Annotated in this window: 19 protein-coding genes; 8 read left to right on the plus strand and 11 right to left on the minus strand. The window is 58.1% G+C overall.

Annotation, left to right across the window (positions count from 1 at the left end):
- Positions 1–96 precede the first annotated feature (96 nt).
- The 4 genes from fabB to ABJT94_RS08855 all read right to left on the minus strand — a co-directional run bounded on the left by fabB (position 97) and on the right by ABJT94_RS08855 (position 5328).
- Positions 97–1314, minus strand: coding sequence for a beta-ketoacyl-ACP synthase I (gene fabB / locus ABJT94_RS08840; protein ID WP_348475684.1), 1218 nt, complete (start codon positions 1312–1314; stop codon positions 97–99).
- Between the two features lie 2 nt (positions 1315–1316).
- Positions 1317–1838, minus strand: a complete 522-nt coding sequence (gene fabA / locus ABJT94_RS08845) for a bifunctional 3-hydroxydecanoyl-ACP dehydratase/trans-2-decenoyl-ACP isomerase (protein WP_028669714.1) — start codon at positions 1836–1838, stop codon at positions 1317–1319.
- 272 nt (positions 1839–2110) lie between these two features.
- Complete coding sequence (locus ABJT94_RS08850) at positions 2111–3832, minus strand: FecR family protein (RefSeq protein WP_348475683.1); 1722 nt, start codon at positions 3830–3832, stop codon at positions 2111–2113.
- An 11-nt stretch (positions 3833–3843) separates the two neighbouring features.
- The gene (locus tag ABJT94_RS08855) at positions 3844–5328 is read right to left on the minus strand and encodes a tetratricopeptide repeat protein (protein ID WP_348475682.1); all 1485 of its coding nucleotides are present in this window, start codon (positions 5326–5328) and stop codon (positions 3844–3846) included.
- Positions 5329–5611: 283 nt separating this feature from the next.
- On the opposite strand from ABJT94_RS08855, the gene ABJT94_RS08860 reads away from it, so the two are divergent.
- From ABJT94_RS08860 to ABJT94_RS08880, 5 genes are all read left to right on the plus strand, one after another.
- Positions 5612–7264, plus strand: coding sequence for a response regulator (locus ABJT94_RS08860; protein WP_348475681.1), 1653 nt, complete (start codon positions 5612–5614; stop codon positions 7262–7264).
- Positions 7248–7940, plus strand: coding sequence for an ATP-binding protein (locus ABJT94_RS08865; protein WP_213678275.1), 693 nt, complete (start codon positions 7248–7250; stop codon positions 7938–7940). The genes ABJT94_RS08860 and ABJT94_RS08865 overlap by 17 nt, the downstream gene beginning before the upstream one ends.
- 57 nt (positions 7941–7997) lie before the next feature.
- Positions 7998–9344, plus strand: coding sequence for a guanine deaminase (guaD, locus tag ABJT94_RS08870; protein WP_348475680.1), 1347 nt, complete (start codon positions 7998–8000; stop codon positions 9342–9344).
- Positions 9345–9479: 135 nt separating this feature from the next.
- Entirely contained in the window at positions 9480–10154 is a 675-nt protein-coding gene (locus ABJT94_RS08875; protein WP_348475679.1) for a TetR/AcrR family transcriptional regulator, read from the plus strand.
- A gap of 82 nt (positions 10155–10236) precedes the next feature.
- On the plus strand, positions 10237–11409 hold the full coding sequence (locus tag ABJT94_RS08880) for a 1-acyl-sn-glycerol-3-phosphate acyltransferase (RefSeq protein WP_348475678.1): 1173 nt from the start codon (positions 10237–10239) through the stop codon (positions 11407–11409).
- Positions 11410–11617: 208 nt separating this feature from the next.
- Here the strand turns inward: ABJT94_RS08880 and lolB are convergent, their stop codons facing one another.
- Together lolB and ABJT94_RS08890 are read right to left on the minus strand one after the other, a co-directional pair.
- Positions 11618–12178, minus strand: a complete 561-nt coding sequence (gene lolB, locus ABJT94_RS08885) for a lipoprotein insertase outer membrane protein LolB (RefSeq protein WP_348475677.1) — start codon at positions 12176–12178, stop codon at positions 11618–11620.
- The gene (locus ABJT94_RS08890) at positions 12175–13923 is read right to left on the minus strand and encodes a tetratricopeptide repeat protein (protein ID WP_348475676.1); all 1749 of its coding nucleotides are present in this window, start codon (positions 13921–13923) and stop codon (positions 12175–12177) included. Before ABJT94_RS08890 ends, lolB begins: the two co-directional genes overlap by 4 nt.
- 462 nt (positions 13924–14385) lie before the next feature.
- Between ABJT94_RS08890 and hemA the strand changes: the two genes are divergently transcribed.
- The 3 genes from hemA to prmC are packed head-to-tail and all read left to right on the plus strand — an operon-like array spanning position 14386 to position 17610.
- A complete protein-coding gene (hemA, locus tag ABJT94_RS08895; RefSeq protein WP_348475675.1) occupies positions 14386–15642 on the plus strand; it encodes a glutamyl-tRNA reductase in 1257 nt (418 codons plus the stop codon).
- Positions 15643–15657: 15 nt separating this feature from the next.
- Complete coding sequence (prfA, locus tag ABJT94_RS08900) at positions 15658–16743, plus strand: peptide chain release factor 1 (RefSeq protein WP_348475674.1); 1086 nt, start codon at positions 15658–15660, stop codon at positions 16741–16743.
- A gap of 30 nt (positions 16744–16773) precedes the next feature.
- Positions 16774–17610: a peptide chain release factor N(5)-glutamine methyltransferase gene (gene prmC, locus ABJT94_RS08905; protein ID WP_348475673.1), complete on the plus strand. Its 837-nt coding sequence runs from the start codon at positions 16774–16776 to the stop codon at positions 17608–17610.
- Between the two features lie 187 nt (positions 17611–17797).
- Here prmC and ABJT94_RS08910 read toward each other — a convergent pair whose 3' ends face one another.
- The 5 genes from ABJT94_RS08910 to ABJT94_RS08930 all read right to left on the minus strand — a co-directional run bounded on the left by ABJT94_RS08910 (position 17798) and on the right by ABJT94_RS08930 (position 25153).
- Positions 17798–18472 (minus strand): MaoC family dehydratase, encoded by a 675-nt coding sequence (locus ABJT94_RS08910; protein ID WP_348475672.1) that lies wholly within the window; start codon positions 18470–18472, stop codon positions 17798–17800.
- A gap of 280 nt (positions 18473–18752) precedes the next feature.
- Entirely contained in the window at positions 18753–19724 is a 972-nt protein-coding gene (locus ABJT94_RS08915; RefSeq protein ID WP_348475671.1) for a D-2-hydroxyacid dehydrogenase, read from the minus strand.
- Positions 19725–19835: 111 nt separating this feature from the next.
- Positions 19836–21683 (minus strand): methyl-accepting chemotaxis protein, encoded by a 1848-nt coding sequence (locus ABJT94_RS08920; protein ID WP_348475670.1) that lies wholly within the window; start codon positions 21681–21683, stop codon positions 19836–19838.
- Positions 21684–21795: 112 nt separating this feature from the next.
- Positions 21796–23937: a phosphate acetyltransferase gene (gene pta / locus ABJT94_RS08925; protein ID WP_348475669.1), complete on the minus strand. Its 2142-nt coding sequence runs from the start codon at positions 23935–23937 to the stop codon at positions 21796–21798.
- A 16-nt stretch (positions 23938–23953) separates the two neighbouring features.
- Positions 23954–25153, minus strand: coding sequence for an acetate kinase (locus ABJT94_RS08930; protein ID WP_348475668.1), 1200 nt, complete (start codon positions 25151–25153; stop codon positions 23954–23956).
- Between the last annotated feature and the right edge of the window lie 22 nt (positions 25154–25175).

Below are 25175 nucleotides of genomic sequence, written 5' to 3' on the forward strand. Positions count from 1 at the left end.
TACCTATAAAAAAGGGTCGCTCAAAATTGGCGACCCTTTTTATTATTCTAACGGTTTTCTTCAGGCGATGATTAACCCACTGTCCTGATAATCAGGCTAGCCCTGATACCGCTGCATAACCAACGTTGCGTTGGTGCCACCGAAACCGAAGCTGTTCGACATAACCCGGTTCAGGGTGACGTTGTCTTTGCGTTCGGTGACGACGTTGGCGTCGCCTGCTTCCGGATCGAGGTTTTCAACGTTTTTGCTGGCGGCGATGAAGTTGTTTTGCATCATCAGCAGGGAGTAGATGGCTTCCTGCACGCCGGCAGCGCCGAGGCTGTGACCGGAGAGTGACTTGGTTGAGGCGACTGGCGGCATCGCATCGCCGAAGACGGTGCGCACGGCTTTCAGTTCGGTGACGTCACCGGCGGGCGTCGAGGTGCCGTGGGCGTTGATGTAATCGATGTCGCCATCGACCGTGCTCATCGCCATTTGCATGCAGCGAACTGCGCCTTCGCCACTGGGTGCGACCATGTTGTAGCCATCGCTGGTGGCGCCATAGCCGACGACTTCCGCGTAGATTTTGGCACCGCGAGCTTTGGCGTGTTCCAGTTCTTCCAGCACCAGCATACCGCCGCCGCCAGCAATGACAAAGCCATCGCGGTTGGCGTCGTAAGCGCGGCTGGCGCGTTCCGGTTCGTCGTTGTATTGGGTTGAGAGGGCACCCATGGCGTCGAACAGACAGCTCATGGTCCAGTGCTCGGCTTCACCGCCACCGGCGAAGACAATGTCTTGTTTGCCGAGTTGGATCAGCTCTGCCGCATTGCCAATGCAGTGTGCACTTGTGGAGCAGGCGGACGTTATGGAGTAGTTTACGCCTTTGATCTGGAACGGGGTGGCCAGGCAAGCCGAAACCGTTGAACCCATGGTTTGGGTTACGCGGTAGGGGCCGACACGTTTCAGGCCTTTCTCGCGCAGAATGTCGGCCGCTTCGGTCTGGCTGTCGGAATCGGCACCGCCGGAACCGGCGATCAGACCGGTGCGGATGTTCGATACCTGCTCGGGTGTCAGGCCCGAATCTTTGATGGCCTGATCCATTGAAATGTAGGCATAGCCTGCTGCCTTGCCCATAAAGCGGATGGCTTTGCGGTCAATGTGATCAGCCAGGTTGATGTCGGGTGTGCCGCTGACGTGGCTGCGCATGCCCATATCGGCGTATGTCTGGTTGAAGCGAATGCCCGATTTGCCCTCACGCAGGCTCTCGGTGACGGTCTCGGCATCGTTGCCCAGGCAAGAAACAATGCCAAGGCCGGTAACTACGACTCTTCTCACGATCAGGCTCCCATTTGTTCAGGTTTGAACAGACCGACTTTCAGGTCCTTGGCAAAGTAGATGGGTTTGCCGTCGCATTCAACCACGCCATCGGCAATGCCCATAACCAGGCGGGATTCCATAACACGCTTGATGTTCAGCTTGTACACGACTTTCTTGGCATCCGGCATGATCTGGCCCTTGAAGGTCAGTTCGCCAACGCCCAGGGCACGGCCTCTACCGGCATTGCCGCGCCAGCCGAGGAAGAAGCCGACCAGCTGCCACATGGCATCCAGGCCCAGGCAGCCGGGCATGACCGGGTCTCCGGGGAAGTGGCACTGGAAGAACCAGAGGTCCGGGTTGATGTCGAGTTCGGCAATGATTTCGCCTTTGCCGTACTGGCCACCTTCATCGGTGATCAGGGCAATGCGGTCCATCATCAGCATGTTATCGACCGGCAGCTGGGCATTACCCGGCCCGAACATGCGTCCGTAACCGCATTCGATCAGGTCCGCTTTGTCTAGGGAGGAGGGGCGATCTGTCATAACTGTCGGATTCCGTGTAGTTGTAAGTAATGAGTTGAGTGTAACGTCTTTAAGAATATGGGTCGCATGGCGGCACTGCTCAGCGTGTCGTGGGTTAGTTTAGCACCTACCCGATGTTATTTTTGTGGCGCTGCGGTGCCATCTGCGTTGTCTGTTGACCGACAATACTGGAATACCCCTGGCTATTCCATGCTGTGCGGGAAAAAGTGAGTGAAGGCGGGCGCAGGGGTGACCCCCTAACAGGCAGTCTTTGACTGCCTGGTCAGGAAAGGTTATTGCGCGGTTAGGCCCGCTTCACTGCCCGACCCGGACATCAGAAAGACCCCCGAAATGGACTGGTCGGCTTCGCTGCTGGAGACGCCAAAGCCACCCACAAACTCCAGCCCCTGGCTTTCGCTGTTGATAAACAGGCCCTGGAACTCCCCGGTCAGGTCTGTCGCCTGCGGAGACTGATCGCCCGGGTTGTAGCTGCTTACGTCCTGCTCTCCCTGGCCATAGTCGATAAACAAATCATTGGTATTCAGCAGCGAGTTTTTAACCTCACCACTGAAATACAGGCTCCACTGGGAGCCGTCCGACATGTTCAAATTCATGCCCGCCGAGGTGGTTAGGTCGTCCAGACTCACATCCATATAGCCGTCTGCACTTGAGAGTGTCTCGCCGTTGGATGCTGAGACATTGATGCAATCCATACTCGAACAGAGGGTCAGGTTTCGGGTGCCGGTCAGCGTGGTTAGATCCGCCGGTTCGGCAAACACATAAAAGAAGGGTGTGGTATCCAGGCTCGATTCTGACAGCGAGGTACTGCTCTCAAGCAAGGTCGCCGGATCATTAGCGCTGGCGTTCCAGATACCCCATTCAACCGTCTGATCGTCACGTTCGAGCGTGACCAGGCTTTGTGGATCGGTCTGCGTTGGCCCTTTGTATACCCGGTCGGGTGTCACATAACCCGTGTCCAGCTCGGCGAGTGTTTCACCCTCGTAATTGACAAACACCGGGCCGTTCTCGCCGTCAACCCGGTACACGAAGTGCACGGCATCGCCGTCACTGTCAGTTAGCACGATAAAGCCTTTGCCGGGATTGTTGGCCAGTTCTGTTTGCTGGGCCTCTGTCAGTCGGACATCCGCTGTAATGGGCTGGTTTTCAGCCTTTTCACCCAGGTCGGTCAGTTCATCGTCGAGCTCCGACAGCAATGCCAGCAATTGAGCCTGTTGCTCGTCTGTTAACTGAGGGATAGTCGGCGGCGGTTCATCGCCGGTAAAGGCCTCTTCCAGTGAGAGGCCACCGTCATCGTCATCCTCAAGGTTTGCTTCCGGTTCATCGTCCGGTGCCGGTTGGCCGGGTTGGCCTGTCCCCGGTACACGGGACTGATTTAAGCGGGCAGGTGGTTCCAGTAGCCCCCGCGGCGCGCTGGCCGGGCCGACCTCTGCAAACAGAAAGTTGCCACCCAGACCCACATTCAGACGGCCGTTTTCGTTGCTGACGACAATGCCGCCGTCATAAACACCCAGCAACAGGCTGGATTCGGCCAGAACAGCCTCATAGTGGGTACCGCGTATACCAATACTGGCGTTGGGGGTGCGTACCTGGTAGGCATCGCGATCAGTGCTGCCAATGCTGCCAGTGATGGTGCGAAAGCCGCCGGCGAGCAGGTCCATCAATACCTGCTCCTGGTCGTTGCCGGCATCGCGACGGTGATATTCACTGATTCTCAACTGCGAATCCGGGCTCAGGGCCAGCACCGCGTTGTCGTTGAAGCGAATCTGCAAACGGCCATCGGCACCGGTTACCAGGGTATCGCCCTCGTTCACATCGGAGCGCCGTGCCAGGGTGCGCTGTTCGTTATTGGCGTCGAGGGCATAAACCTCACCCTGGGCAATGACCACCTTGCCAGCCGAGCCCAGCGCGGTAAGCGGCAGCACCAGAATAAGGCTCAACAACCACCGGGATGATCGAGCCAGGCCCACGTGGCGGAACAGATGTATTGATGGCATGGTCAGAGCTCCTAAAACGTCAGGGTCAGGGACTGGCTAATCACCCACTGATCCCGGCTGTAGGCATTGATGTTGCTGTCGAGCCAGTCGTAGCGCAGGCCGCTGCGGCTAGTTAGCCAGGGCTCGGGAACCCAGGTTAGGCTGGCATCGAACGACAACAGCTGATCAGAGCGTCGCTTCTTATTGGTCGTGCCTTGTTCCACAAAAAGACGGTCATCGGCCTGATACCGGTGCCACTGGTGTTCCAGCACCAGGGTCGACGTCAACCGGTTCGGCCAGCGCCAGTCGAACTGATAGCGTTGTGCCAGCCCGCGCCATTCGCTGTAGCCGTTATCGGTTCCAGCCCGGCTGTATTGAACATACTGACTGCTAACGCGGTGACGGCGAGGCGCATCCTGCACAGTGGCAACCAGACCGAGTGCATCCCGAACACTGTTGCTGCGGCCATCCTGCTGGGCAAAGGCCATGTTGGTCGATGCTACCGGCCCCAGCCATACAGTCTCCCAAACCGGGTAGGTCGCTTCGCCGCTCAGGTTGAGACTGAATTGCCAGGGAGTGTTGTCCAGCCACAGCTGTCCGGCGTTGGCGGCCACCGTCTGACGCGACCGGTCAGTGTTACTCTGGTACCGCCATTGGCCGTTCAGGCCCAATTGGTTGTAGCCACTGTTGCTGGCATAGAGGGTGGTAAAGCCCTGCAGGCTATAAATGTTGGCCGCTCGGAGGTGAGTAGGTCGCACCCAGGTGCTGCCCAGTCGAAAACGCCCAAAACTGCTGTCGATGGCTTTCGACGACTCGCTCAGGTTCGTCAGGCCCAGCAGGTTGGGGGCCAAACGCTCATCGAGTGTTGCGCCGCCGTTGATGTTGGTGTCGTACCCCACATCAAGCCCGGCAAACATCTGAAATTGCTGGATCTGGGCCCGCTGGGCGGCATCGATTCGCGCCAGAAAATCGTTGATGTTATTACGGACATTGACCGGTGGGTTGGTGGCCCGAACCCGTTCAAACTCCGTTCGGCTCCGTTCCAGATTGTTATTGATGAAGTAGGCTCGCGCCAGATCGAGCCGCACTCTGTGCCGCTCGGGTGCGAAGGCCAGCACCCGCTCCAGTGCGAAAATGGCCTCCTGCGCCCGGCCTTCCTGAATCAGCACGCGGGCGTAGTAGAGATCAAACCGCGGGGTGCCCTCGAAACGGTCTCGTATCTCGCTGCCCATCACCCGGGCGTTGGGCCAGTCTTGCGCGTCGACCATGGCAATGAACTTTGCCAGGGCGGTGTCTTCATCGGCATTGTCGGCCGATAAAGGTGCTGTTGGTTCTGCACCGGGTTCACTGTTTTGCGTCGATTGAGGCGCTGCCGGGTCAGCAGAATCGGACGAATCAGATTCCGCGAAGGCTGTCGTCAGCGTCAGGGCAGTGAGCAGGCCAAGGCTAAGCCTGAAAATAGGGGTAAACAGTCGTCGGGTGTAAACCCGGTACTCGGACAATGCAGCAACAGTCATAATGCAGCGGTTCCGCCGTGAATCTGTTGGTTTTACACCGCCGCTGGCGCCAGCGGTGTGCGTAAACCCGGCCGAAATTTCTAAATGACCGAAAGTGGTGACAGTATAGCCCCAAACGTCATCGCTCTGGCAGTCTGACCCGGGCAAAAAAGAGAAATTGGGGCTACGCTGAGGGCAACGGGGTAGTTGAACAGAGGTCAAAACGACACTGTCGTTAGTTGATTTGGGGTCTGTTGGAGACCCGGGGCTCCCAGGCAAATTGAAACCGACAGGAAACAGTGATTTGGAACTGAACCAGTCTTTGAACAAAAAGTTTTTGCTGATTGACGATTTTTCCAATGTGCGCAAGTCGGTAAAGGGCATGCTGAACTCCCTCGGGGTCAGTCATGTCTCCGAGGCGTCCAATGGAGCAGAGGCAACCAAAAGTGTTCGTGATCAGACGTTCGATGTCATTCTCTGTGACTACAATCTTGGAAAAAGCAAAAACGGGTCTCAGCTGCTGGAAGAATGGCGCACCCGGGGGTGGCTGTCATACCAGACCGTGTTTGTGATGATCACGGCCGAGACCTCGCGCGATTTTGTGATGGGCGCCCTCGAATTTCAGCCCGATGACTACCTGGCCAAACCCTTCGCCATGGATACCCTGCAAAACCGGCTGGACCGCTGGCTGGATCGACAGTCGGCGCTGGGGCCGATCAATCAGGCGCTGGATAAAAAAGATTACCCGGCGCTGGCCAAGGCAGCGCGGGAGGTGATGGAAACCAAACCGAGATACCGGGGCTGGGCGCAACGAAAATATGTTGAAGCACTGTACCACCAGGGCCAGTTGACCGAAGCCGCGCATTTTTTGCAAGCCCTGCTCGACAAACGGGACTTGCCCTGGGCGCGACTGGAACGCCACCGGATTGATGTACAGGAAGGCAAACTCGAAGCCGCAGAGCGCGGCCTGAAAACGCTGATCATGCTGCAGCCCAACATGGTCGAAGCCTACGATCTGCTGGCTGAGGTGCAAATGCAGATCAAGCAGCCCGAAAAGGCACAGGAAACCCTGTCACAGGCTCTGGTTCGATCGCCGCGAAACATTGCCCGCCAACGTGTTTTCGCCGGGCTCGCCAGCGACAACGGCGATCATGTAGCCGCTACCCGGGCCTATAAGGAAATCGTCAGCCTGGCGGATGGCACCATGCACGAATCATCCCGTGGCTACAAAGATGTGCTGCGTTCCACTCGTACGCAGCTGCAAAGCCTGGATGACGACGCCCTCAAGCGACGGTTGCAAAAGGATGCCCAAGCACTGCTGAAAAAACTGATCAAGCAATACCCGGATGAACCGGATACCGAACTGTTCAGCAAAGCCTACCGGGCTTACCTGGCCGATGCAGGCGATGCCGAGTCAACCGACCGGGTGTTTCTGGAATCGATCGCCGAGGCGGCGCGGGAGCAAATGGGTGATCTCGGTGAAGACAGCGCACTGGATATCGTCGACATTCTTTATGAAAAAGGGTTGTCGAAAGAAGCCGACGCCCTGGTCGAGGATTTGCGTCAGTACCATAAAGAGTCCGGTAACTTTGTAAAACGGCTAAACCAGTTGCAGGCCGAACCCATCACCCAGGAGGCCCGGCGTCATGCCCACAAGGTGAACACCGAAGGCATCGAATTGTACAAGCACAAGGACTACCAGGCAGCGACCAAACTGTTTGAGGATGCCCTTAAATTCTCGCCCCGCCACCCGGGCATTATTCTGAATTTCGTTCAGTCGAGTTTGCTGCTGATGGGGCAGACCCGTGTGTCTCTGTCACAGCTTGATCGCTGTCTCGATATCGTCAACCGGTTGGATTACCTGCCCGCCGACCACTATCAGTACGAGCGCTATACCAGCATTCGAGACAAAGTCATTGCGCTGCATTCCAAGGTGAAACATGAGCAACCCAGTTGATATGCACACCATCATGGCCGCCACCGTCCATGATGTGAAAAATGCCCTCAGCCTGATCGATAACGAACTGCGTGAAGTGATCGACAGCATTCACGAGCGCGAGCCGGAAAGTACGCTGAAATTGAACCGGCTGCGACTGGAAGCCGGGCGGATCAACAACGATCTGGTGCACATGCTCGGCTTGTATCGCATGAACACCGACACGTTCCGGCCCGATTTCGATGAGGTGTTGATTGAAGACGTCATTCACGATGCGACCTCCCGTTACCAGCAAACGCTGGCATCACTGGGCATTCATCTGGGAATCGAACTGGAAGACCCGGACATCGCCTGGGTCATCGACCCGGTGCTGATCGAAGGTGTACTGGCCAATATTCTGACCAACAGCATTCGTTACACCAAAGACCGACTCGATTTCCGGGCCTTTATGGCGGACGGTGGGCTGTGCATTACCCTCACCGATAACGGCGAAGGCTACCCCGCGAAGATGATGAACTTCATGAGTGAAACCCCAAACCAGGGCGAACTCAGTTTTCAGAATGGCAGCACTGGCCTCGGGCTGTACTTTTGTCAGCAGATCGCTCAATTGCATCGCCAGGGAGACGCCGAAGGCTACATCAAACTGACCAATCATCCCGAGCATGGCGGGGCCGTATTCACTTTGTGGCTACCCTAGTTGACCTTTCGGTCAGCTTTGGTACAGTCTTCCTGTATGAACTACCCGTGACTCGCCATGACCAGCCCCGAACAGAACACCTCACCGGCACCTGATGTGTCGGCCAGTCTGACGCCCGAACAGCTTGCCCAGGCAACCTTGCTACTGGGGCACAGCATCGATTTCCCCGAGCCTGACACGATTCGCCAGTGCCCGAACGCTGCCCTGGTGATCCATCAGGGGCGCATTGCCTGGCAAGGCCCCGCCGCGGAATTGCCAGTGGCGCAACAGGCCTTTGCCCGCGTTGAAGACTATGGCGATGCCTGGATTCTGCCTGGCCTGATCGACACCCATGTCCACGCCGCCCAAATGCCGGTGATGGCCAGTTGGGGCGAGCAACTGCTCGACTGGCTGAACCGCTATACCTTTCCGGCCGAGCGCCGCTTTGAAGACCCGCTGGTCGCCCGTCAGCAAAGCGATGTCTTTCTGGATGCGCTGCTGGCTCATGGCACCACCACCGCCATGGTGTTTGGTACCGTACATGAGGCGGGCACTGATGCCCTGTTCGAAGCAGCTCACGAGCGCCGCATGGCGCTGATTGCCGGCAAGGTACTGATGGACCGTAATTGCCCGGATTACCTGAGCGATACCGCTGACAGCGGGTTTGATGCCAGCGCCCGGCTGATTCATCGCTGGCACGGCACCGACCGCCTGCACTACGCCATCACTCCCCGCTTCGCACCGACCTCGACCGAAGCACAACTGGAGCGAGCCGGTGCCTTGCACAGCGAGGCAGACGGGCTGTATATGCAAACCCACGTGTCCGAAAACCCGGATGAAGTCAGTTGGGTGCAATCACTGTTTCCGAAAGCCAGAGACTATGTGGATGTCTATGAACACTATGGTCTGCTGCACGACCGGGCTGTGCTGGCACACGGGCTGCACCTGACCGACCGCGAATGGACTGCCCTGCGCGAGCACCAGACGCGCATTGCCGTTTGCCCGACCTCCAATACCTTTCTGGGCAGTGGCCTCTTTGATTTCGCCCGGGCCGAACAGGAAGGCGTTGTGCTGGGCCTGGCCAGCGATGTCGGCGGTGGCACTTCGTTGTCGCAACTGGTCTCGGCCGCTGAGGCCTATAAAGTCGGTCAGTTGAAGGGCTACAAACTTACGGCTAACCAACTTTGGTACCAGATGACCTCAGGCAATGCCCGGGCGCTGCACCTGCAGGCTGACATCGGCACCCTGGACAGCGGTAAAATGGCAGATCTGTTCGTGCTCGACCCGAACCGCAGCGTCAACCTCAGCGCGCGACTGGCGCAAGCAACATCGCTCGATGAAGCCCTGTTCGCGACCCTGATTCTGGGCGATGAACGTCTGACGCGGGCTACCTGGGTCGCCGGGGAACGGCGCTTCAGCGCCTAGGCAGCCAGTTGCATTGAACTGGGAAGCCGCTTAAGCTCGAAATGTACGCGGAATCAGTGGGTTAGACTGGCCGGTGAGCGCTGGTCGTAAGCCACTGGCTTCGCCCTCTCTATCACCTCAGTGCGGGAAGTCATCATGGTCGATCAGGCCCAGAAACGCTTGAAAGAAGAGTTCCAGACCAAGGAAAAGGCAGGGCGAATCCGGCAACAGAACGAAGCCATCATTCTTGAAGCCGCCGAAATTGAATTCGCGCAGCATGGCTTCAAGGGAACCTCGCTGAATGCCATTGCCGAACGCGCCGGCCTGCCCAAATCCAACATCCTCTATTATTTTCAGAGCAAAATCGGCCTGTATGGCGCGGTGTTGTCAGACATACTGGGCATGTGGAACCAGGCCTTCAACACCACCACCGCCGACGAAGACCCGGCGGACACCATATACGCTTACATTCGGTCAAAAATACGCTATTCCCGCAGTCACCCCCTGGCGTCGAAGATCTTCGCCATCGAGGTGATTCAGGGGGCGCCACACCTGAAGAAATACCTGGCGCAAGACATGCACCACTGGGCCCTGGGCCGCACCGAGGTGATCAAAGCCTGGATCGATGCCGGCAAAATAGACCCGATCGACCCGCTGCACCTGATGTTCATGATCTGGGGCAGCACTCAGCATTACGCCGACTTCGCCACCCAGATCGAATGGGCGCTCGACAGCGACGGACTGACGGAGGCCGATTTCGAAGCGGCTGAACGCACGCTGACACACGTCATTCTCAAGGGCATTGGTCTGCAGGTGCCCGGTGAGGCCTGACGTCTGTATTCTGAACGCCGGGCCTGATTTTAAGGCGGGGTTGGAGTACAGTAGCCGCCTTTTACTGGTCTCGTAGGGCTGTATGACTGCTGAATTTGACGACATTCGTCCTTTTAACGACGACGAAGTACCGCTCGTACTAAAACGTGTGCTGGCCGCCCCGGAAATGCACGCCGCCATCGGCGCCTGGGTAGCCCCGGGATTGAACCGCAAGGCTCCCTGGCTATTGCGCCCCCTGATTCGCCTGGGTCTTGCCTGGCAATTTCGTGGCATCCGCCGGGTGGACGACTTTCAGCCCCGGTTGCGCGGTTACCTGAAACGCATTCTCGATAAAAGCGTCGCCGACCTGACTGTCTCTGGGCTCGAATCGCTCGACCCGACCAAAGGCTACCTCTTTGTCTCCAACCACCGGGACATCGTCATGGACCCGGCCATGGTGAACTGGACGCTCTACCACGCCGGTTTCCAGACCGTGCGGATCGCCATTGGCGATAACCTGCTGAGCAAGCCCTTCGTCAGTGATCTGATGCGACTGAACAAAAGTTTTATCGTGCGTCGTTCGGTGAAGGGCATGAAGGCCAAGCTTAAGGAAGCTCAGATCCTGTCGCGGTATATTCACCACTGCATCACCGAAGACCAGGCAAATGTCTGGATTGCACAGCGGGAAGGGCGAGCCAAAGACGGTTACGACAAAACCAACCCGGCGGTCATTGGTATGTTCAGCCTGAGCAAACCCAAAGACCGCGACTACGCCAGCTACATTCGCGAACTGAACATCGTGCCGGTGACCATTAGCTATGAAGTCGATCCGCTCGATTTATCAAAGGCACGCGAGCTCTATGCCCAGGAACACAAGGGCGGTTACAAGAAAAAAGCTCACGAAGATGTTCAGTCCATCGCCCGCGGCATGACCGGCTGGAAAGGGCGGGTGCATCTGGCCTTTGGTGAAGTGCTGAACGGCGACTACGAAAGAGACACCGATGTCGCAGCGGCAATCGATGCCCAGGTACACAAACACTACCGCCTGTACGAATCCAACGAATGGGCCCACGCCACTCTTCATGGTGACCACACCGAACCGACCAATGCGGATGCAGTGAAGCTGGCTGAGCGAGTAGCGGTAACGCGGGATACCCTCAAACCCTACATGCTGCGCCAGTATGCGAATGCGGTGCAAATGAAGCGGGGCTTGCCGGCACTTACCTCAGCAATGGATGCTGCTGCGCCAGAGTCTGACGATACCAAGGATCAATAGGGACGGGCGTTTGGGGAAGCAGCCCCCGTTTCGGAGGCCGCGCCAAAGAAGGCTAGTGACGGTTGCCAGATAGGCTTATCCAGGGTGGTCCGCAGCAGGACGCTGCGGTCCAGGCCCCATGGATGGGTTCACGCCGACCCTGGATAAGCCTATCTGGTGACCGGCACGGGTTATCGGCAACCTGTCAGCCGCGGCCTCCGAAACGGGCCTAAAGCTCACTGACCCAGTTACGAATGACCAGCCGGCCGCTGCTGCCGTTGCGTGCGAAGTCGATTCGTCGGGGTAGGGATTCGCCGGTTTCAGTGAAGTACAACGGGTATTCTACCTGCCATCCGGATTGAGAAATGCTTTGTACTTGCCCGTTGTCGGTATCTCGGTTGACGGTAGCCTCTATGCCCGGGTAGGGTTTGGCACGCACCCAGTATTGCAGGTAGTCGAGCGGCAGATCCAGTTCGGTAATTTCGTAGGCTAGCTCGCGCAGGGTGCTGCGGGTCACCTGATCGGACCCTTTCGTTAGAGTCACTTCGCCCGGTTCACCGCTAATCTGAACGGCACCTTGCCCCAGCGGGCCGCTCAGTTCGATCTCGAAGTCCTGCGCCCGTTGCTCCCAGTCCACATTGAAACTGCTGGCTTCGGTGGCGTTGCGAACCGCCATCTTGCCAGACAGCGCCCAGTTTTCGGTCAGCTCACTGGCCCCGGGCTGCTTGCCGAAACCTGCACAGCCAGTCAGTACCAGAGTAGCCAGAGCAACAACGAGGAGGGACCTCATCGGTCGATGTCCAGCGTTTCAATGATGTTCCTGGCGGTCGGGCTGTTGCTGTTCCAGCTAAACGCCTGGTCGAGCCAGCGCTGGGCTTCTTCCTGTTTGTCCTGTTCCCACAGTACCGCCGCCAGATGCGCCGCTACTTCATCGGACTCCATGGATTCCAGTGAGCGACGTAGCCAGCGCTCCGCTTCTTCGAGATTGCCAAGGCGGTATTCCACCCAGCCCTTGGAATCCTGAATTGCCGGGTCATCCGGTTGCTGCTCGAGTGCCCGGTCGATGTAGCGTTTTGCCTGGTCCAGATTCATGTTGCGGTCTGCCCAGGTGTAACCCAGCGCATTCAGTGCCGAAGCGTTGTCTGGCTCCTGTTCCAGAACTTCGGTCAGGTTTTCCTCAAGCAACTCATATTGGCCCAGGTTGGCCGCCATTAACGCCTGATCGTACAGCAGGCTGGTGTCACCCGGGTGGGCTGAGAGGGCTTGTCCATATACCGCCATGGCTTGATCGGTATTGCCCAGTCGACGGAACAGATCCGCTTCAATGCGCCACAAGACCGGGCTCTGGGCCGGGTAATCCTGGCGGGCCTGGTGCAAGGCTTCCTGCACATCGGTCGGTCGACTGTCTTGCCAGACTTCACTGAGTTCAGCGAGGGCCGACACCAGGTAAGGTGGCGCTTCGACACTTAAAAAGCGCTGGGCAGCTTCTTCCGGCACACGATTAATGCGACTGATTCTGCCCAGAAAATAGTGGGCCTCGTCGCTGAATTCAGAGTTTATCAGTCGTTCGAACAACACTTCTGCGGTGTCGTAGTCTTCATTGTCGAACGACTCTCGGGCAAAGGCACGGGCAATCACCGGTTCGTTTGGAAAGCGATTGAACAGGGATTCCAGCGTCTCTGTCTTGTTGGTATCCGAGTCGGCATAGGCAAAGCCGGCAAACGTGGTGGCGACCTGGCTGTTGTTTGGGTAACGCTCGGCCAGGTCGCTTATTACCGTACGGGCCTGTTCAATGTCGTTCAGTTCGAGATGGAGCCGGAATTCCAACAGGCCTTTCTCCGGACTGTCTTGCTGAGCCCGGTTGGCCCTGATGACCTCCAGCCCCTGTTCGTACTGGCCCAGCGTCGATAGCAACTGGGCATTGGCAAACCCAATGCTGGAGTTCTCCGGGTGGTTGGCCTCGGCCTCGGCCAACACCGGCAGCAATCGTTCTTGCTGGTCGGCTGCCAGGGTGGAAATGCCGGCGAGTGCCACTTCAATTTCGGCGTCCGGGTCGAGCGTCAGCCACTGATTCAGGGCCCGGCTGGCGGTGACCTGGTCTGCATTGGCCAGGCTGGCGATGGTCAGCGCTTGCCAGCCTTCGGCATTCTCTGGTTCGAGCCGCAACCAGTGGCCGGCATGTTCGCCCATGGCGTCGTAATTACCCACCACCTGGTTCAAGGCGGTGGCGCGTTGGGCCACTTCCAGATCGTCGTATTGCCGGTCGAGACGGCTGTAGAGCTGCGCGGCTGAGCCGTAGTCGCCACGGTTCGTGGCAATTTCTGCCAGTAGTAGGGTGTAGAATGCCTCTCCGGTCAGCGGCGTTGTCGCAATGCGAGTGTCGGACTGGGGTGCTTGCGCTTCTGATGCGTCGGTTTGAGGCGCGGCATCGCCCGATGACTCGGTCTGGGAGGCAGTCGTGGTACAGCCGCTTAAGGCCAGGCTAAGAACCAAAGTGGCCAGCATGGTGCGTTTGAAAGGTGCTGTAGATGTCATGTGTCTCGGCTTCGCAGTCTGATGGTGAGGGTTTCGACCTGGGTTAACACACAGGTTACTCCGGGGCTTTGCTGCCGGGGTGTTGCCCTAGGGTGCACGGACTGAATCACAGCCGGTGCAGTCAACATCGTGATTAGGGTGTACGCACAGGGTGATGGTTCAGCTCAGTCTCGGGTGGTTCGGACAGTGCATCCCGCCATGCGTGATAGCTATCGGCAATCGTGAGTATAGCGGCCACGGCATTGTTTGTGACCCGGCTGCCCTCATACTGCCTTCCAGTGCCTGGTTAGAGTGACCTGTGGGTGGCTGCCGGGTACAGCAGACGAAGCGTAAATCCGTGTAAAGATGGCAGCCCTCAGGCTTGTTAGAGCATGGGTGCCGGGCGTTATCACAGTCGCCTCGGGACCGGAAAATCGGTAGACTACGCGTTTGATCAACGAAGTGAGCAGGCCCCGTCCAAACATGTCATTGCTGGCCCTAGGTATTAATCACAACACGGCGTCAGTAGACGTTCGGGAGAAAGTCAGTTTCGCTCCCGAAACCATGTCTGACTCGCTGGCATCGGTGTTGTCGATTCCGGGCGTCGAAGAGACGGTGATTCTCTCCACCTGCAATCGCAGTGAAATCTATTGTTCTCTGACCGAGCCTGCCGTCGGCATAGAAGCTTTAATCCAGTGGCTTGCCCTGACACACCGCATTTCCCCCGACGAACTGCGCGCTGCGCTCTACATTCATGCCGATGCCGATGCCGTCTCCCATCTGGGGCGCGTTGCGGCCGGGCTCGATTCCATGGTGCTGGGCGAACCGCAAATTCTGGGGCAGCTTAAATCCGCCTTCGCCGTTGCCCAGGAATACGATTCCGTCGGTCAACAGCTGCACCATCTGTTTCAACACAGTTTTCGCGTGGCCAAGGAAGTGCGCACCCATACCGCCATTGGCGAGAATGCCGTCAGTGTCGCCTACGCTGCCGTGCGCCTCAGCACCCGCATCTTCGACCGCCTGGACCGTTGCCGGGCGTTGCTGATTGGTGCCGGTGAAACCATTGACCTGGTGGCCCGCCATCTGCGCGACAAGGGCGTAACCGATATCGTCGTGGCCAACCGAACGCTGGCCCGGGCGCAAAGTCTGGCGTCGGAGTTTGGGGCCCGTGCGGTCTTGTTGTCTGACATTCCCGATGAACTGCCCGGCGCCGACATCGTGATTTCCTCAACCGCCAGTCAGTTGCCCATCATCGGCAAGGGCATGGTGGAGCGGGCGCTGAAAAAACGCCGCCACAAGCCGGTTTTCATGGTCGATATCGCCGTCCCACGGGATATCGAGAGTGAAGTTGGGGATCTTTCAGACGTCTATCTATACACGGTGGATGATCTCAAAACCGTCATCGAAGCCAACGTACGAAGCCGGCAGGAAGCTGCGCGCGAAGCCATGGACATCATCGCCCGTTCGACCGATGCATTCAGTCAGTCGTTGAAAGAACGCCAGGCGGCTGACACCATTCGCGCTCTGCGTCACCAGGCCGAAACCTTGAAAGCTGTCGAACTGGAAAAAGCGCGGCGAGCTCTGGAGCAGGGTGTCGACGCCCAACGGGTGGTCGAACAACTGGCCCGGGGGCTGACCAACAAATTACTCCACGCCCCCACAGTGGCCTTACGCAAGGCCCATGGGGACGGTGATGACAAGGAAGCCAGTGACTGGGTTTCCCGTCTGTTTGATTTATAAGGCATCCATGCGTCTATGAAAGACTCCATCCGCCAGAAACTGTCTGAACTGACAGAACGCTATGACGAACTGGCACGTCTGCTCTCCCAGCCCGAGGTGATCACCGATCAGACCCGGTTCCGTCAGTATTCACAGGAATATGCGGAGCTTGAAGACGTGGTTGGCTGCTTTGCCCGCTATGAGGGTGTTGAACGAGATATTCGTGATGCCCGCCAGTTGCTGGACGACAGCGACCCCGAGATGCGCGACATGGGTCGCGACGAAGTCAAACAGGGCGAAGAGCGCCTGGAACAACTGACTGATGAACTTCAGATTCTGCTGCTGCCCAAAGACCCGAACGACGGCCGGAACGTTTTTCTTGAGGTACGGGCTGGCACCGGCGGTGACGAAGCCGCTCTGTTTGCCGGTGACCTGCACCGGATGTACGGCCGATACGCGGAACGTATGGGCTGGCGTCTGGAAGTATTGTCGGCCAGTGAGGGCGAGCACGGTGGTTTCAAGGAAATCATCAGCCGCATCAGCGGTGACCAGGTGTATTCACATCTCAAGTTTGAATCCGGTGCTCACCGGGTTCAGCGTGTTCCTGAAACCGAAAGCCAGGGGCGTATACACACCTCGGCCTGTACCGTAGCGGTGATGCCTGAAGCCGATGAGCTAGCCGAAGTCGAGATCGACAAGGGTGATTTGCGGGTTGACACATACCGTGCCTCGGGCGCTGGCGGTCAGCACGTTAACCGAACCGATTCGGCGGTGCGTCTGACGCACCTGCCCACCGGCATCGTGGTGGAATGCCAGGATGAACGCTCCCAGCATAAGAACAAGGCCCGGGCCATGTCGTTACTGGCTGCCAAGATCATGGACGCCCAATCCAGTGCCGCCGCCCGTGAACAGGCCGATACCCGGCGCAGCCTGGTCGGCAGTGGCGATCGCTCCGAGCGCATCCGTACCTACAACTTCCCACAAGGGCGCATTACCGACCACCGCATCAATTTAACGCTCTACAAACTCGATGAAGTGATGCAGGGCACGCTGGATCAGGTGGTGGACCCGCTGGTGCAAGAACACCAGGCACAGCTGCTGGCTGATATGTCGCAGTCCTGATCTGCGCTGACCTTACAGGAAACCTAACCCATGTCAGATTCCGGCCTGAACCAGGTGCGCCAGGCCCAGCAATGGGCGCAGCAACAGGGCCTGGGAGCGCTCGATGCCGATTTGTTGCTCGCCTTTGTGCTCGATAAAAGCCGAACCTGGCTTTTTACCTGGCCCGAACGGGAACTGAGCGATGACCAGCAGCACCACTTTGAAGACCTCGTGCGCCGCCGAGAGGCCGGTGAACCGGTCGCTCATATTCTTGGTACGCGTGAGTTCTGGTCTTTGCCACTTAAGGTTAATGCCAGCACCCTGATTCCGAGGCCGGATACCGAGACGCTGGTAGAGACTATTCTGAACCACTTTGACCAACCATCCCTGAGAGTGGCCGATATGGGCACCGGTACCGGTGCCATTGCACTGGCGCTGGCCAGTGAACGACCCGACTGGCGCATCAGCGCTTTTGATGTTCAACCGGATGCCGTCGCCCTGGCGCAAGAGAATGCACACCAGCTGGGTTTGCCGGTGAGCGTGGGCCAAAGCCACTGGTGCGAAGCTTTGGTGGATCACAGCCTGGATCTGCTGGTATCGAATCCTCCTTATATTGCCGCCGATGATGTTCACTTGCAGCAAGGCGATGTGCGTTTTGAACCACTGTCTGCTCTGGTTGCCGCTGAGGATGGCCTGGCCGATATTCGAATTCTTATCGAGCAGGGGAAACGGGTTTTGGCGCCAGGTGGTTGGCTGTTTCTGGAGCATGGCTGGAGGCAGGGGGAGGCAGTCAGGGCGTGTTTTGAAAGCCAAGGCTACGGCTCAGTAGCAACCGTGCAGGATATGGGGAACCGGGATCGGGTTAGCTTTGGCCAGTGGAACCTTTAACTAATTTAAGTTTTGGAGTTCGCAATGGGCTAGCGACGGGTGGCAGGGCTACTTTTGCGGGGGTATCTGAGGCATGGATGCCGAAGTTAAGCTTACATGGAGGTAATCACGGCGCCCCTGCAAGAGTAGCCCTGCCATCTGTCGCGGGTTCTAGGCGATGGAGCTCATTTGAACTCCGAAGCTTGTGCTAATAGACCAGGCGAACGACGGTTTCAGCCACGCAGGCCGGGCGTCGGGTGTGTTCGATATTGACGGTGACTTCTTCCGTGACTTCCAGGCCCCGACGCACCACTTCGACTGCGACAATTTTTTTGGTGGCGCGAACTCGGCTGCCTGCTTTTAGCGGATAGGGAAAACGCACCTTGTTCAAGCCGAGATTGACCACCATTTTCGCGCCAGGGTAGGGCGGGTTGGTCGGGTCGACCGAGTTGGTGAGTTTGGGAATCATCGACAGGGTTAAAAAGCCATGGGCGATAGTGGCCCTGAACGGAGATTCCTGTTCTGCCCTTGCCGGGTCGGTATGAATCCACTGCTGGTCTTCGGTAACCCCGGCAAAGGCGTTAATGCGGTCTTGTTCCAACGTAAGCCACTGTCCCTCATAGACGACGTCACCCAACTGGCTCAGCAAGGTCTGGCGCATGGCTTCAGCGCGCGGGTTATCGCACTCGGTAAGGGAGTCCTGAGGGGCATCGACCGGTTTGCGATCCTGGTCCAGAACCCAGTTGACCCATTCGTGGTTGCGGGCACTTTGCCAGAGTTCGTTCCAGTACTCGCGCCATTGCGGCGCAATAAGCTCCCTGAATTCCGCCTGGTTCTGGCTCAGGCGTTCTTTCTTTTCTTTGATTAAATCGATGACACTCATGTCCGGGAATCCATTTCACACAGAGGCTGGTCCAGCGGGAATAATAGGGATTATACGCCAAAACCCCCGTATCGCTTAGTCTGGTGGGAAATGAGTGCGATGAAAGTAGGTCACTGATGGGGCTTTTTTCACGTCCTGTGAGCTAGCTCACAAGCCGTAGATGGCCACCAGCAAGAAGCAGCCTGATTCATAATCCAGGTTACGGAGTTCGCACAGTACTAGCACCGGTATCCTGCGCGGTCGACAGGCACCCAAGGTCCGAACCCCAGAACTGGAGTTTTTAACTGTCGTGGGTCAGTGAGTCGGCCAGGGCATCGGGTTCCTTCCGGGCCCAGCGATTCAGTTTTTCCTCCAACTGGCGCAGCAGGCGGGCCATGGCGCCATCTGACGACCAGGCGACATGGGGTGTCACAATGACGTTCGGCAGGGCCGCCAGTTGCCAGATGATGTGGTCTGGCGGGGGCGGTTCACTGCTGGCAACATCCAGCGCCGCGGCGCCGATGACGCCCCGGGTCAGGGCGTCCAGTAAATCGGATTCATCCACCAGGTCTCCCCGGCCGCTGTTGATGAGCAGGGCGTGTGGCTGCATCAGGCTCAGCGTGTGTTGGTTGATCATGCCCCGGGTCTGGTCAGTTAGCGGGCAATGTAAGCTCAGTACATCGGCCAGCGACAGCGCGGTTTCGAAGGCGGTGTACCCCGGCCTAACGGTCTCTGCCGCGGGCCGTTCAGCGTAAATCACCGAGAGTCCCAGGGCTTGAGCCCGGGTCGCAACAGCTATGCCCAGATCCCCTTTGCCAACAATCACCAGGCGCTTGCCACTCAGGGTATTGATCGGGGCGATACGGTTACAGAAAAAGGGACTCTGGCTCCAGCCTTTGTTGTCGGCATCTCTGAGGTAGGCCTTCAGGTTCCGGGCCAGTGTCAGCATCATCATGATGCAATGCTCACCGACGGCGTCAACGGCGTAACCGGTAGCGTTGAACACGGCAATGCCCCGGGCCCGGCAGACCTCCAAATCAACGTTGTTGGTACCGGTGGCTGTTACGCCAATGCACTTGAGGTCCGGTAGCCGGGCCAGCAGGGGTGCATCCAGCACCACCTTGTTAACCAGAGCAATATCCGCTTGCTGCAAGCGTTCGAGACGCTGTTCGGGAGAGGTTTTGTCGAAGCTTTGCCAGTCGGTTACGGCGTCTGGTGGCGTCAGTGTTTGTTCGTCGGGGAAGGTGGCGGCGTCGAGGAATACGGCTTTCATGAGGGCTCCGTCAGCGGTGACTCTGTGCCCCTGAATGTACCCTATTCAGAGAGCCGGTGCCCACCTCGCAGGCACCGGCTCCGCTTTTGTTTCAGCTGACTACCCGGAGGCTCAGACCTTGAAACGCGACAGATTTTGCCGGATTTTGCGGCTGACGCCATGCAACTCGTCCGACTGGGTGGTTGCCTGATCGACGTTGTCCGCCAATTGATTGGAGGCATCCTGAATGGCTGTGGCGATGCGGCTGATCTCCTCTGTTGCGATGTTCTGCTCGCGAGAAGCCTCTGCAATGCTCTGTGCCCGGGAAGAAATGTCTTCTATCGATTCGGCAATCACGTTAAGGCTGCTGGTTACCTGCTGGGCGCTGCTGGCCGTTTCATCGGTCAGGGTCTTGCTGCTGTTCATGATCGACACGGCCTGTTGGGTCTGCTCCTGCAGGGTTTCAATCATGGTCTGGATTTCGCCGGTAGCCTGGTGCGTGCGTTGCGACAGAGCCCGCACTTCATCGGCGACCACGGCAAAACCACGCCCCTGATCACCGGCACGAGCCGCTTCAATGGCCGCATTCAGGGCCAGCAGATTGGTTTGTTCAGCGATGTTCTGAATGGTCGACAGAATGGTATTGATCTCCAGTGCCTGCTCATCCAGTTTGCCGATAACACCCGTGGCGGTGTCTATCTGCCCGGTCAGCTTGCCCATGCGCTGACGATTCTCGGCGGCATTCCCCATGCCGTTTTGGCCTTCAGTCGAGGCTTTCTGAGCCGCTTCGGCAGTATCTCCCGCATTTTGTGCCACCTCGGCCGAGGTAGACGACATCTCATTAATGGCGGCGGCTACCTGGCTGATTTCGCTCTGCTGTAATTGAATGGCATCGTTATTGGCCTTGGCATTCCTGCGTGAGGAATCCGACAGGGTTTCCAGCTCATGGGAATAGCCAAGGCTTTCCGACACCAGTTGATGCACCGATTCAACGAACTGATTGAACGATTGGCTGAGCGAGCCGATTTCATCATCGCGCACGACGGTGAGCCGGCGAGTCAGGTCGGCTTCACCCTGGGCAATATCAGACATGGCTGAATCGAGCCCGGCCAGGGGCCGCAGCAGATAGGAAATCAGAAATCCGGAAACGATGGTCACAATCAGGATGGTCAGTGCAGACACCAGGGTGTTGCTGAGTGCCAGGGCACCGAGTCCGGCAAAGGCCTCACTGCTTTTGACCATTAAGACGACCTGCCAGTCACTGCCTTCAATCGGGTAGGCGGCACTGAGCCAGCCTTCACCATTGACGGAAACGCCAGCGGTGGTTGAAGTCAGTCGGGCGTTGCCGATCAAGCCATTGAGGTTCTCTCCCAGCCGGTCTTCGTTTGGGTGAACCAGAAACTGGTTGGCACCATCGACCAGTGCTGCATAACCCGACTCGCCCAGCTCAACCCCCAGCACCTCCTGAACGATATCGGTCAGGGCTACGTCGGCAGCGAGCACATTAGCGCCCACCGGCTGGGCAAAACTCATCACCAGATCCCCAGAAGACGCATCAATATAGGGGGCGGTAACAATGCGTTGTTGTTCCTCCTGAGCCTGAATAAACCAGGGCCGGGTGCGGGGGTCGTAATCATCGGGCAGGGATTCAGCCGGGAACATGATCATGTCACCGGCCCGGGTACCCAGATACATATAGAGAAAGCCACCCGCGTTGTTGCCCTGCGTCAGCACCGGAATCGGATCGGGGGCGTCGGCAATGGCCTGGGCGGCCGACTCGACCACCTGTGCCTTGCTGGCCAGCCAGGTACTGACAAAGTGGCGGGTACTGGTGCCGCTGCGCTGCACCGTGTCGGAGACCGATTCAACCAGTGCCGACCGGGCTTGCTGGTAGTTGTAAACGCCGTTGATGGCGACCAGCACCAATACGCTGAGCGCCACCCCGACCATCAGGCGGGTACGAATAGTCCAGGACGTCATGAGTCGGGCTCCCAGGAAAAGAAATACCTGGCCATTCACAGTTGAATGACCGTTAACTAACTTATAGATCAGTTAACGGCACTTTGGCCAGTTTCTTGAAACCGCAGACCGCTCAGGCTGGCTGGCTGGCCTGCACAGCAGTCAGGGCAATGGTGTAGACGATGTCATCGACCGTGGCACCGCGTGATAGATCATTCACCGGCTTGCTTAACCCCTGCAGCATGGGGCCGATGCTGACCACATTGGCGCTGCGCTGCACCGCCTTGTAGGTAGTGTTGCCGGTGTTCAGATCCGGAAAGATGAATACTGTGGCTTTCCCGGCCACCTTGCTGTTCGGGGCCTTACTGGTCGCAACCGAAGGGGTTGATGCAGCATCGTATTGCAAGGGCCCGTCGATAAGCAGGTCCGGGCGTTTCGCCTGCGCCAGTTTGGTTGCAGCGCGTACCTTTTCCACATCATCGCCAGAGCCTGATTCGCCGGTGGAGTAACTGATCATCGCGATGCGTGGCTCTATGCCAAACGCCAGGGCCGAGTCGCCACTCTGAATGGCAATGTCGGCCAGTTGTTCAGCATTCGGGTCCGGGTTAACGGCACAGTCGCCATAGACCACCGCCTGGTCGGGCAGTAGCATGAAAAATACCGACGACACCAGGCTGGCATCCGCTCTGGTCTTGATCAGCTGCAGCGCGGGGCGAATGGTATTGGCAGTGGTGTGCACCGCACCGGACACCAGGCCATCCACATCGCCTTCGGCCAGCATCATGGTGGCCAGCACCACGGTATCTTCCAGTTGTGCTTCGGCCATTGGAGCCGTTAGACCCTTGTGCTGGCGCAGGTCAACCATAGGCTGAATGAACCGCGGGCGAGCTTGTTCCGGGTCGACGATTTCAAGGTCGGGCGGCAGTGTCAGGTTGCGGCTGGCGGCGACTCGCTCTATGTCGTCACGCTTGCCCAGCAGCACACAGTGGGCGATGCCACGCTGCTGGCAGGCAATGGCTGCCTGCACGGTTCTGGGTTCATCGCCCTCAGGCAGTACGATGCGCTTTTTGGCCTGGCGGGCACGACCGACCAGCAGATGACGAAAGGCCGGGGGCGACAGTCTCGGTTCGAGGCCGACCCGGGCTCGCTGTGCCAGCCAAGCGCCATCCAGATCGGCCGCAACCGCGTTCATGACAGCATCCATGCGGTCGACATCGTCGACTGGAACTTCGGTGTTCATGGCGTTCAACCGCTGGGCGGTTACGAAGGTATTGGAGCTGACTTCCATCATAGGCAGGCCGGTGGCAAAGGCGGCCTGGCACAAATCGATCACGGCGTTAGCAAGTTTCAGTCCGCCCGTCAGGACCAGGCCGGCCAGGGGCACGCCGTTTAGCGCGGCCATGCAGCTGGCCAGAACGATGTCTTCGCGATCGCCCGGAGTCACCACCAGGGTGCCAGCTTTCAGAGTATGCAGCATGTTGCGCATGGTTCGCGCGCAGACGGTGATGGCCTGGACTCTGCGGGTCTCCAACTCGCCACGATTCAGCAGTGTTGCTTGCAGATGGTCAGCAACATCCCGGGTGCGGGGGGCTACCAGCAGCGGATTCCAGCGAATACCCCCCAGAAACCGGAACGACGGGTTTGAAAAGACCGGAAGCGAGGCGATGATCTTGTCGGGGTCGGTGGGAATAGCCAGATGCTGTTCGCCGTCTTCACTCGGTAATATTTGCTGGTAGTCGGGTTCTGGCGCCCCGATCTTGTTGAGTATGCAGCCGATCACCCGGGCGTTGTCGATGCCGCCAAACAGGCTGGCGCTGACCTGAATTCGTTCGTTCAACTGCGCCGTACTTTCTGCGTTTTTGGCGGCCACCAGAATGACGTCGGCATCCAGTGCCCGGGCCATGTTCACGTTCAGCTTGCCGATGTAGCTTTCATCACCCAGCGGCACCAGCCCTTCAACGATCACGACATCCGCCTCGCCTGCCGATTGCTGGAAAAGCTGGATGACGTCTTCCATTAAATCATCTGTCTTGTTTTGAGATAAGGCCTGCTGTGCCGTTGCCAGGCTGATCGGGGCGGCCGGATGCAGGCCGAGCGTGGCGTTGATCAGGTGGGTGGACCGTTCCGGCCCCGGATCCTTGCCATAGCGCTGGGCGATGGGTTTGCAGAAAGCCACCCGAATACCGACTTGATCCAGTGCCCGAACCAGGCCCAGGCACACCGAGGTCAGACCGGTACCGGCACCGATGGCTGTCATGAAAAAAGTGTGTTGCACAGGCGCTCCCTGTTGATCAGTTAATTGGCGTTTCGTTGATCAACCGCAGGGTGTCCTGCGCGATCATCCATTCTTCCCGGGTGGGAATGACAGCAGCAACCGGGCCTTTGCTTGCTGAAATTTGGCCCCGGCTGTCACCGTGCGCTTTGTTCAGGACATCGTCGAGTTCAAAGCCGAATACACCCAGGCGTTGCAGAACATTAGCGCGAATGTCCGCGGCGTTTTCACCGATGCCTCCGGTAAATATCAGCGCATCAAGCCGGCCAAGCGATGCCGCCAGGCCGCCGATCTGGCGGGCCAGCCGGAAACAGAACACATCGATGGCCTGACGCGCCTGACGGTGCCCGCCGGCCGCCGCTTCGGTAAGCGTGCGCATGTCGTTCGACAGTTCCGAAAGACCCAGCAGGCCACTGTCGCGGTTCAACATCTGGGTAACATCAGCGATGCTCCAGCCGAGTTGCTCACTCAGGTATTCATGCAAGCCTGGGTCAATATCGCCACTGCGTGTGCCCATGACCAGCCCTTCCAGGGGGGTCATCCCCATGGTGGTGTCGATCGAAAAACCGTCGGAAATTGCGGTTGCACTGCAGCCGTTGCCCAGGTGCGCTGTGATAATCGCATGCGATTCAGGGTTCAACTCCAGTTGTTGCACCGCCTGTTGCGCTACGTATTTGTGACTGGTGCCATGAAAACCGTAACGTCGAACGCCCTGCTCCCGGTAGAGTTTCATTGGCACGGCATAGAGAAAGGCTTCCGGATCCAGCGACTGGTGAAAAGCCGTATCAAAGACAGCCACCTGGGGTACCGACGGATACAACGCCTGCATTACCTGAATTCCCAGCACATTTGCCGGGTTGTGCAGGGGAGCCAGATTGGCGCAGGCTTCGATACCGCGCAGGGTAGCTTCGGTAATCCGGGCTGAATCGGTAAAGGTTTCACCACCGTGCACAACCCGATGCCCGATGCCCGCCAGGGGTTCTTTCAACGCAAGGCGGGTCACGAGGTTGTTGACCGCCTGCAAGGCCCCCGAGTGACCCTGGCCGGGCAGGGGGCTGGTTTGTTTTTTGCCATCGTGATGCCAGTTCAGTTCGGCATTGCGAGTGTTGAGCCGATCGACTGACCCCGACAGGAAGTCGCGGCCGGTGGTCATGTTGAACAGCGAAAATTTGAGCGATGAACTGCCGGAATTAATAACAAGCACCGGAACTACAGCCATGGATTTGAATCCTTAACCGGTT

Origin of the sequence: Saccharospirillum sp., from assembly GCF_039982735.1 — a bacterium.
Lineage (GTDB): Bacteria > Pseudomonadota > Gammaproteobacteria > Pseudomonadales > Natronospirillaceae > Saccharospirillum.

Bases quoted from the DNA above. Each gene is read 5' to 3' on its own strand.
- hemA (WP_348475675.1), top strand. From the start codon at position 14,386: ATGTCATTGCTGGCCCTAGGTATTAATCACAACACGGCGTCAGTAGAC.
- ABJT94_RS08890 (WP_348475676.1), bottom strand. From the start codon at position 13,923: ATGACATCTACAGCACCTTTCAAACGCACCATGCTGGCCACTTTGGTT.
- guaD (WP_348475680.1), top strand. From the start codon at position 7,998: ATGACCAGCCCCGAACAGAACACCTCACCGGCACCTGATGTGTCGGCC.
- ABJT94_RS08920 (WP_348475670.1), bottom strand. From the start codon at position 21,683: ATGACGTCCTGGACTATTCGTACCCGCCTGATGGTCGGGGTGGCGCTC.
- ABJT94_RS08915 (WP_348475671.1), bottom strand. From the start codon at position 19,724: ATGAAAGCCGTATTCCTCGACGCCGCCACCTTCCCCGACGAACAAACA.
- ABJT94_RS08930 (WP_348475668.1), bottom strand. From the start codon at position 25,153: ATGGCTGTAGTTCCGGTGCTTGTTATTAATTCCGGCAGTTCATCGCTC.
- ABJT94_RS08880 (WP_348475678.1), top strand. From the start codon at position 10,237: ATGACTGCTGAATTTGACGACATTCGTCCTTTTAACGACGACGAAGTA.
- prmC (WP_348475673.1), top strand. From the start codon at position 16,774: ATGTCAGATTCCGGCCTGAACCAGGTGCGCCAGGCCCAGCAATGGGCG.
- ABJT94_RS08875 (WP_348475679.1), top strand. From the start codon at position 9,480: ATGGTCGATCAGGCCCAGAAACGCTTGAAAGAAGAGTTCCAGACCAAG.
- ABJT94_RS08855 (WP_348475682.1), bottom strand. From the start codon at position 5,328: ATGACTGTTGCTGCATTGTCCGAGTACCGGGTTTACACCCGACGACTG.
- prfA (WP_348475674.1), top strand. From the start codon at position 15,658: ATGAAAGACTCCATCCGCCAGAAACTGTCTGAACTGACAGAACGCTAT.
- ABJT94_RS08865 (WP_213678275.1), top strand. From the start codon at position 7,248: ATGAGCAACCCAGTTGATATGCACACCATCATGGCCGCCACCGTCCAT.
- ABJT94_RS08850 (WP_348475683.1), bottom strand. From the start codon at position 3,832: ATGCCATCAATACATCTGTTCCGCCACGTGGGCCTGGCTCGATCATCC.
- lolB (WP_348475677.1), bottom strand. From the start codon at position 12,178: ATGAGGTCCCTCCTCGTTGTTGCTCTGGCTACTCTGGTACTGACTGGC.
- fabA (WP_028669714.1), bottom strand. From the start codon at position 1,838: ATGACAGATCGCCCCTCCTCCCTAGACAAAGCGGACCTGATCGAATGC.
- ABJT94_RS08910 (WP_348475672.1), bottom strand. From the start codon at position 18,472: ATGAGTGTCATCGATTTAATCAAAGAAAAGAAAGAACGCCTGAGCCAG.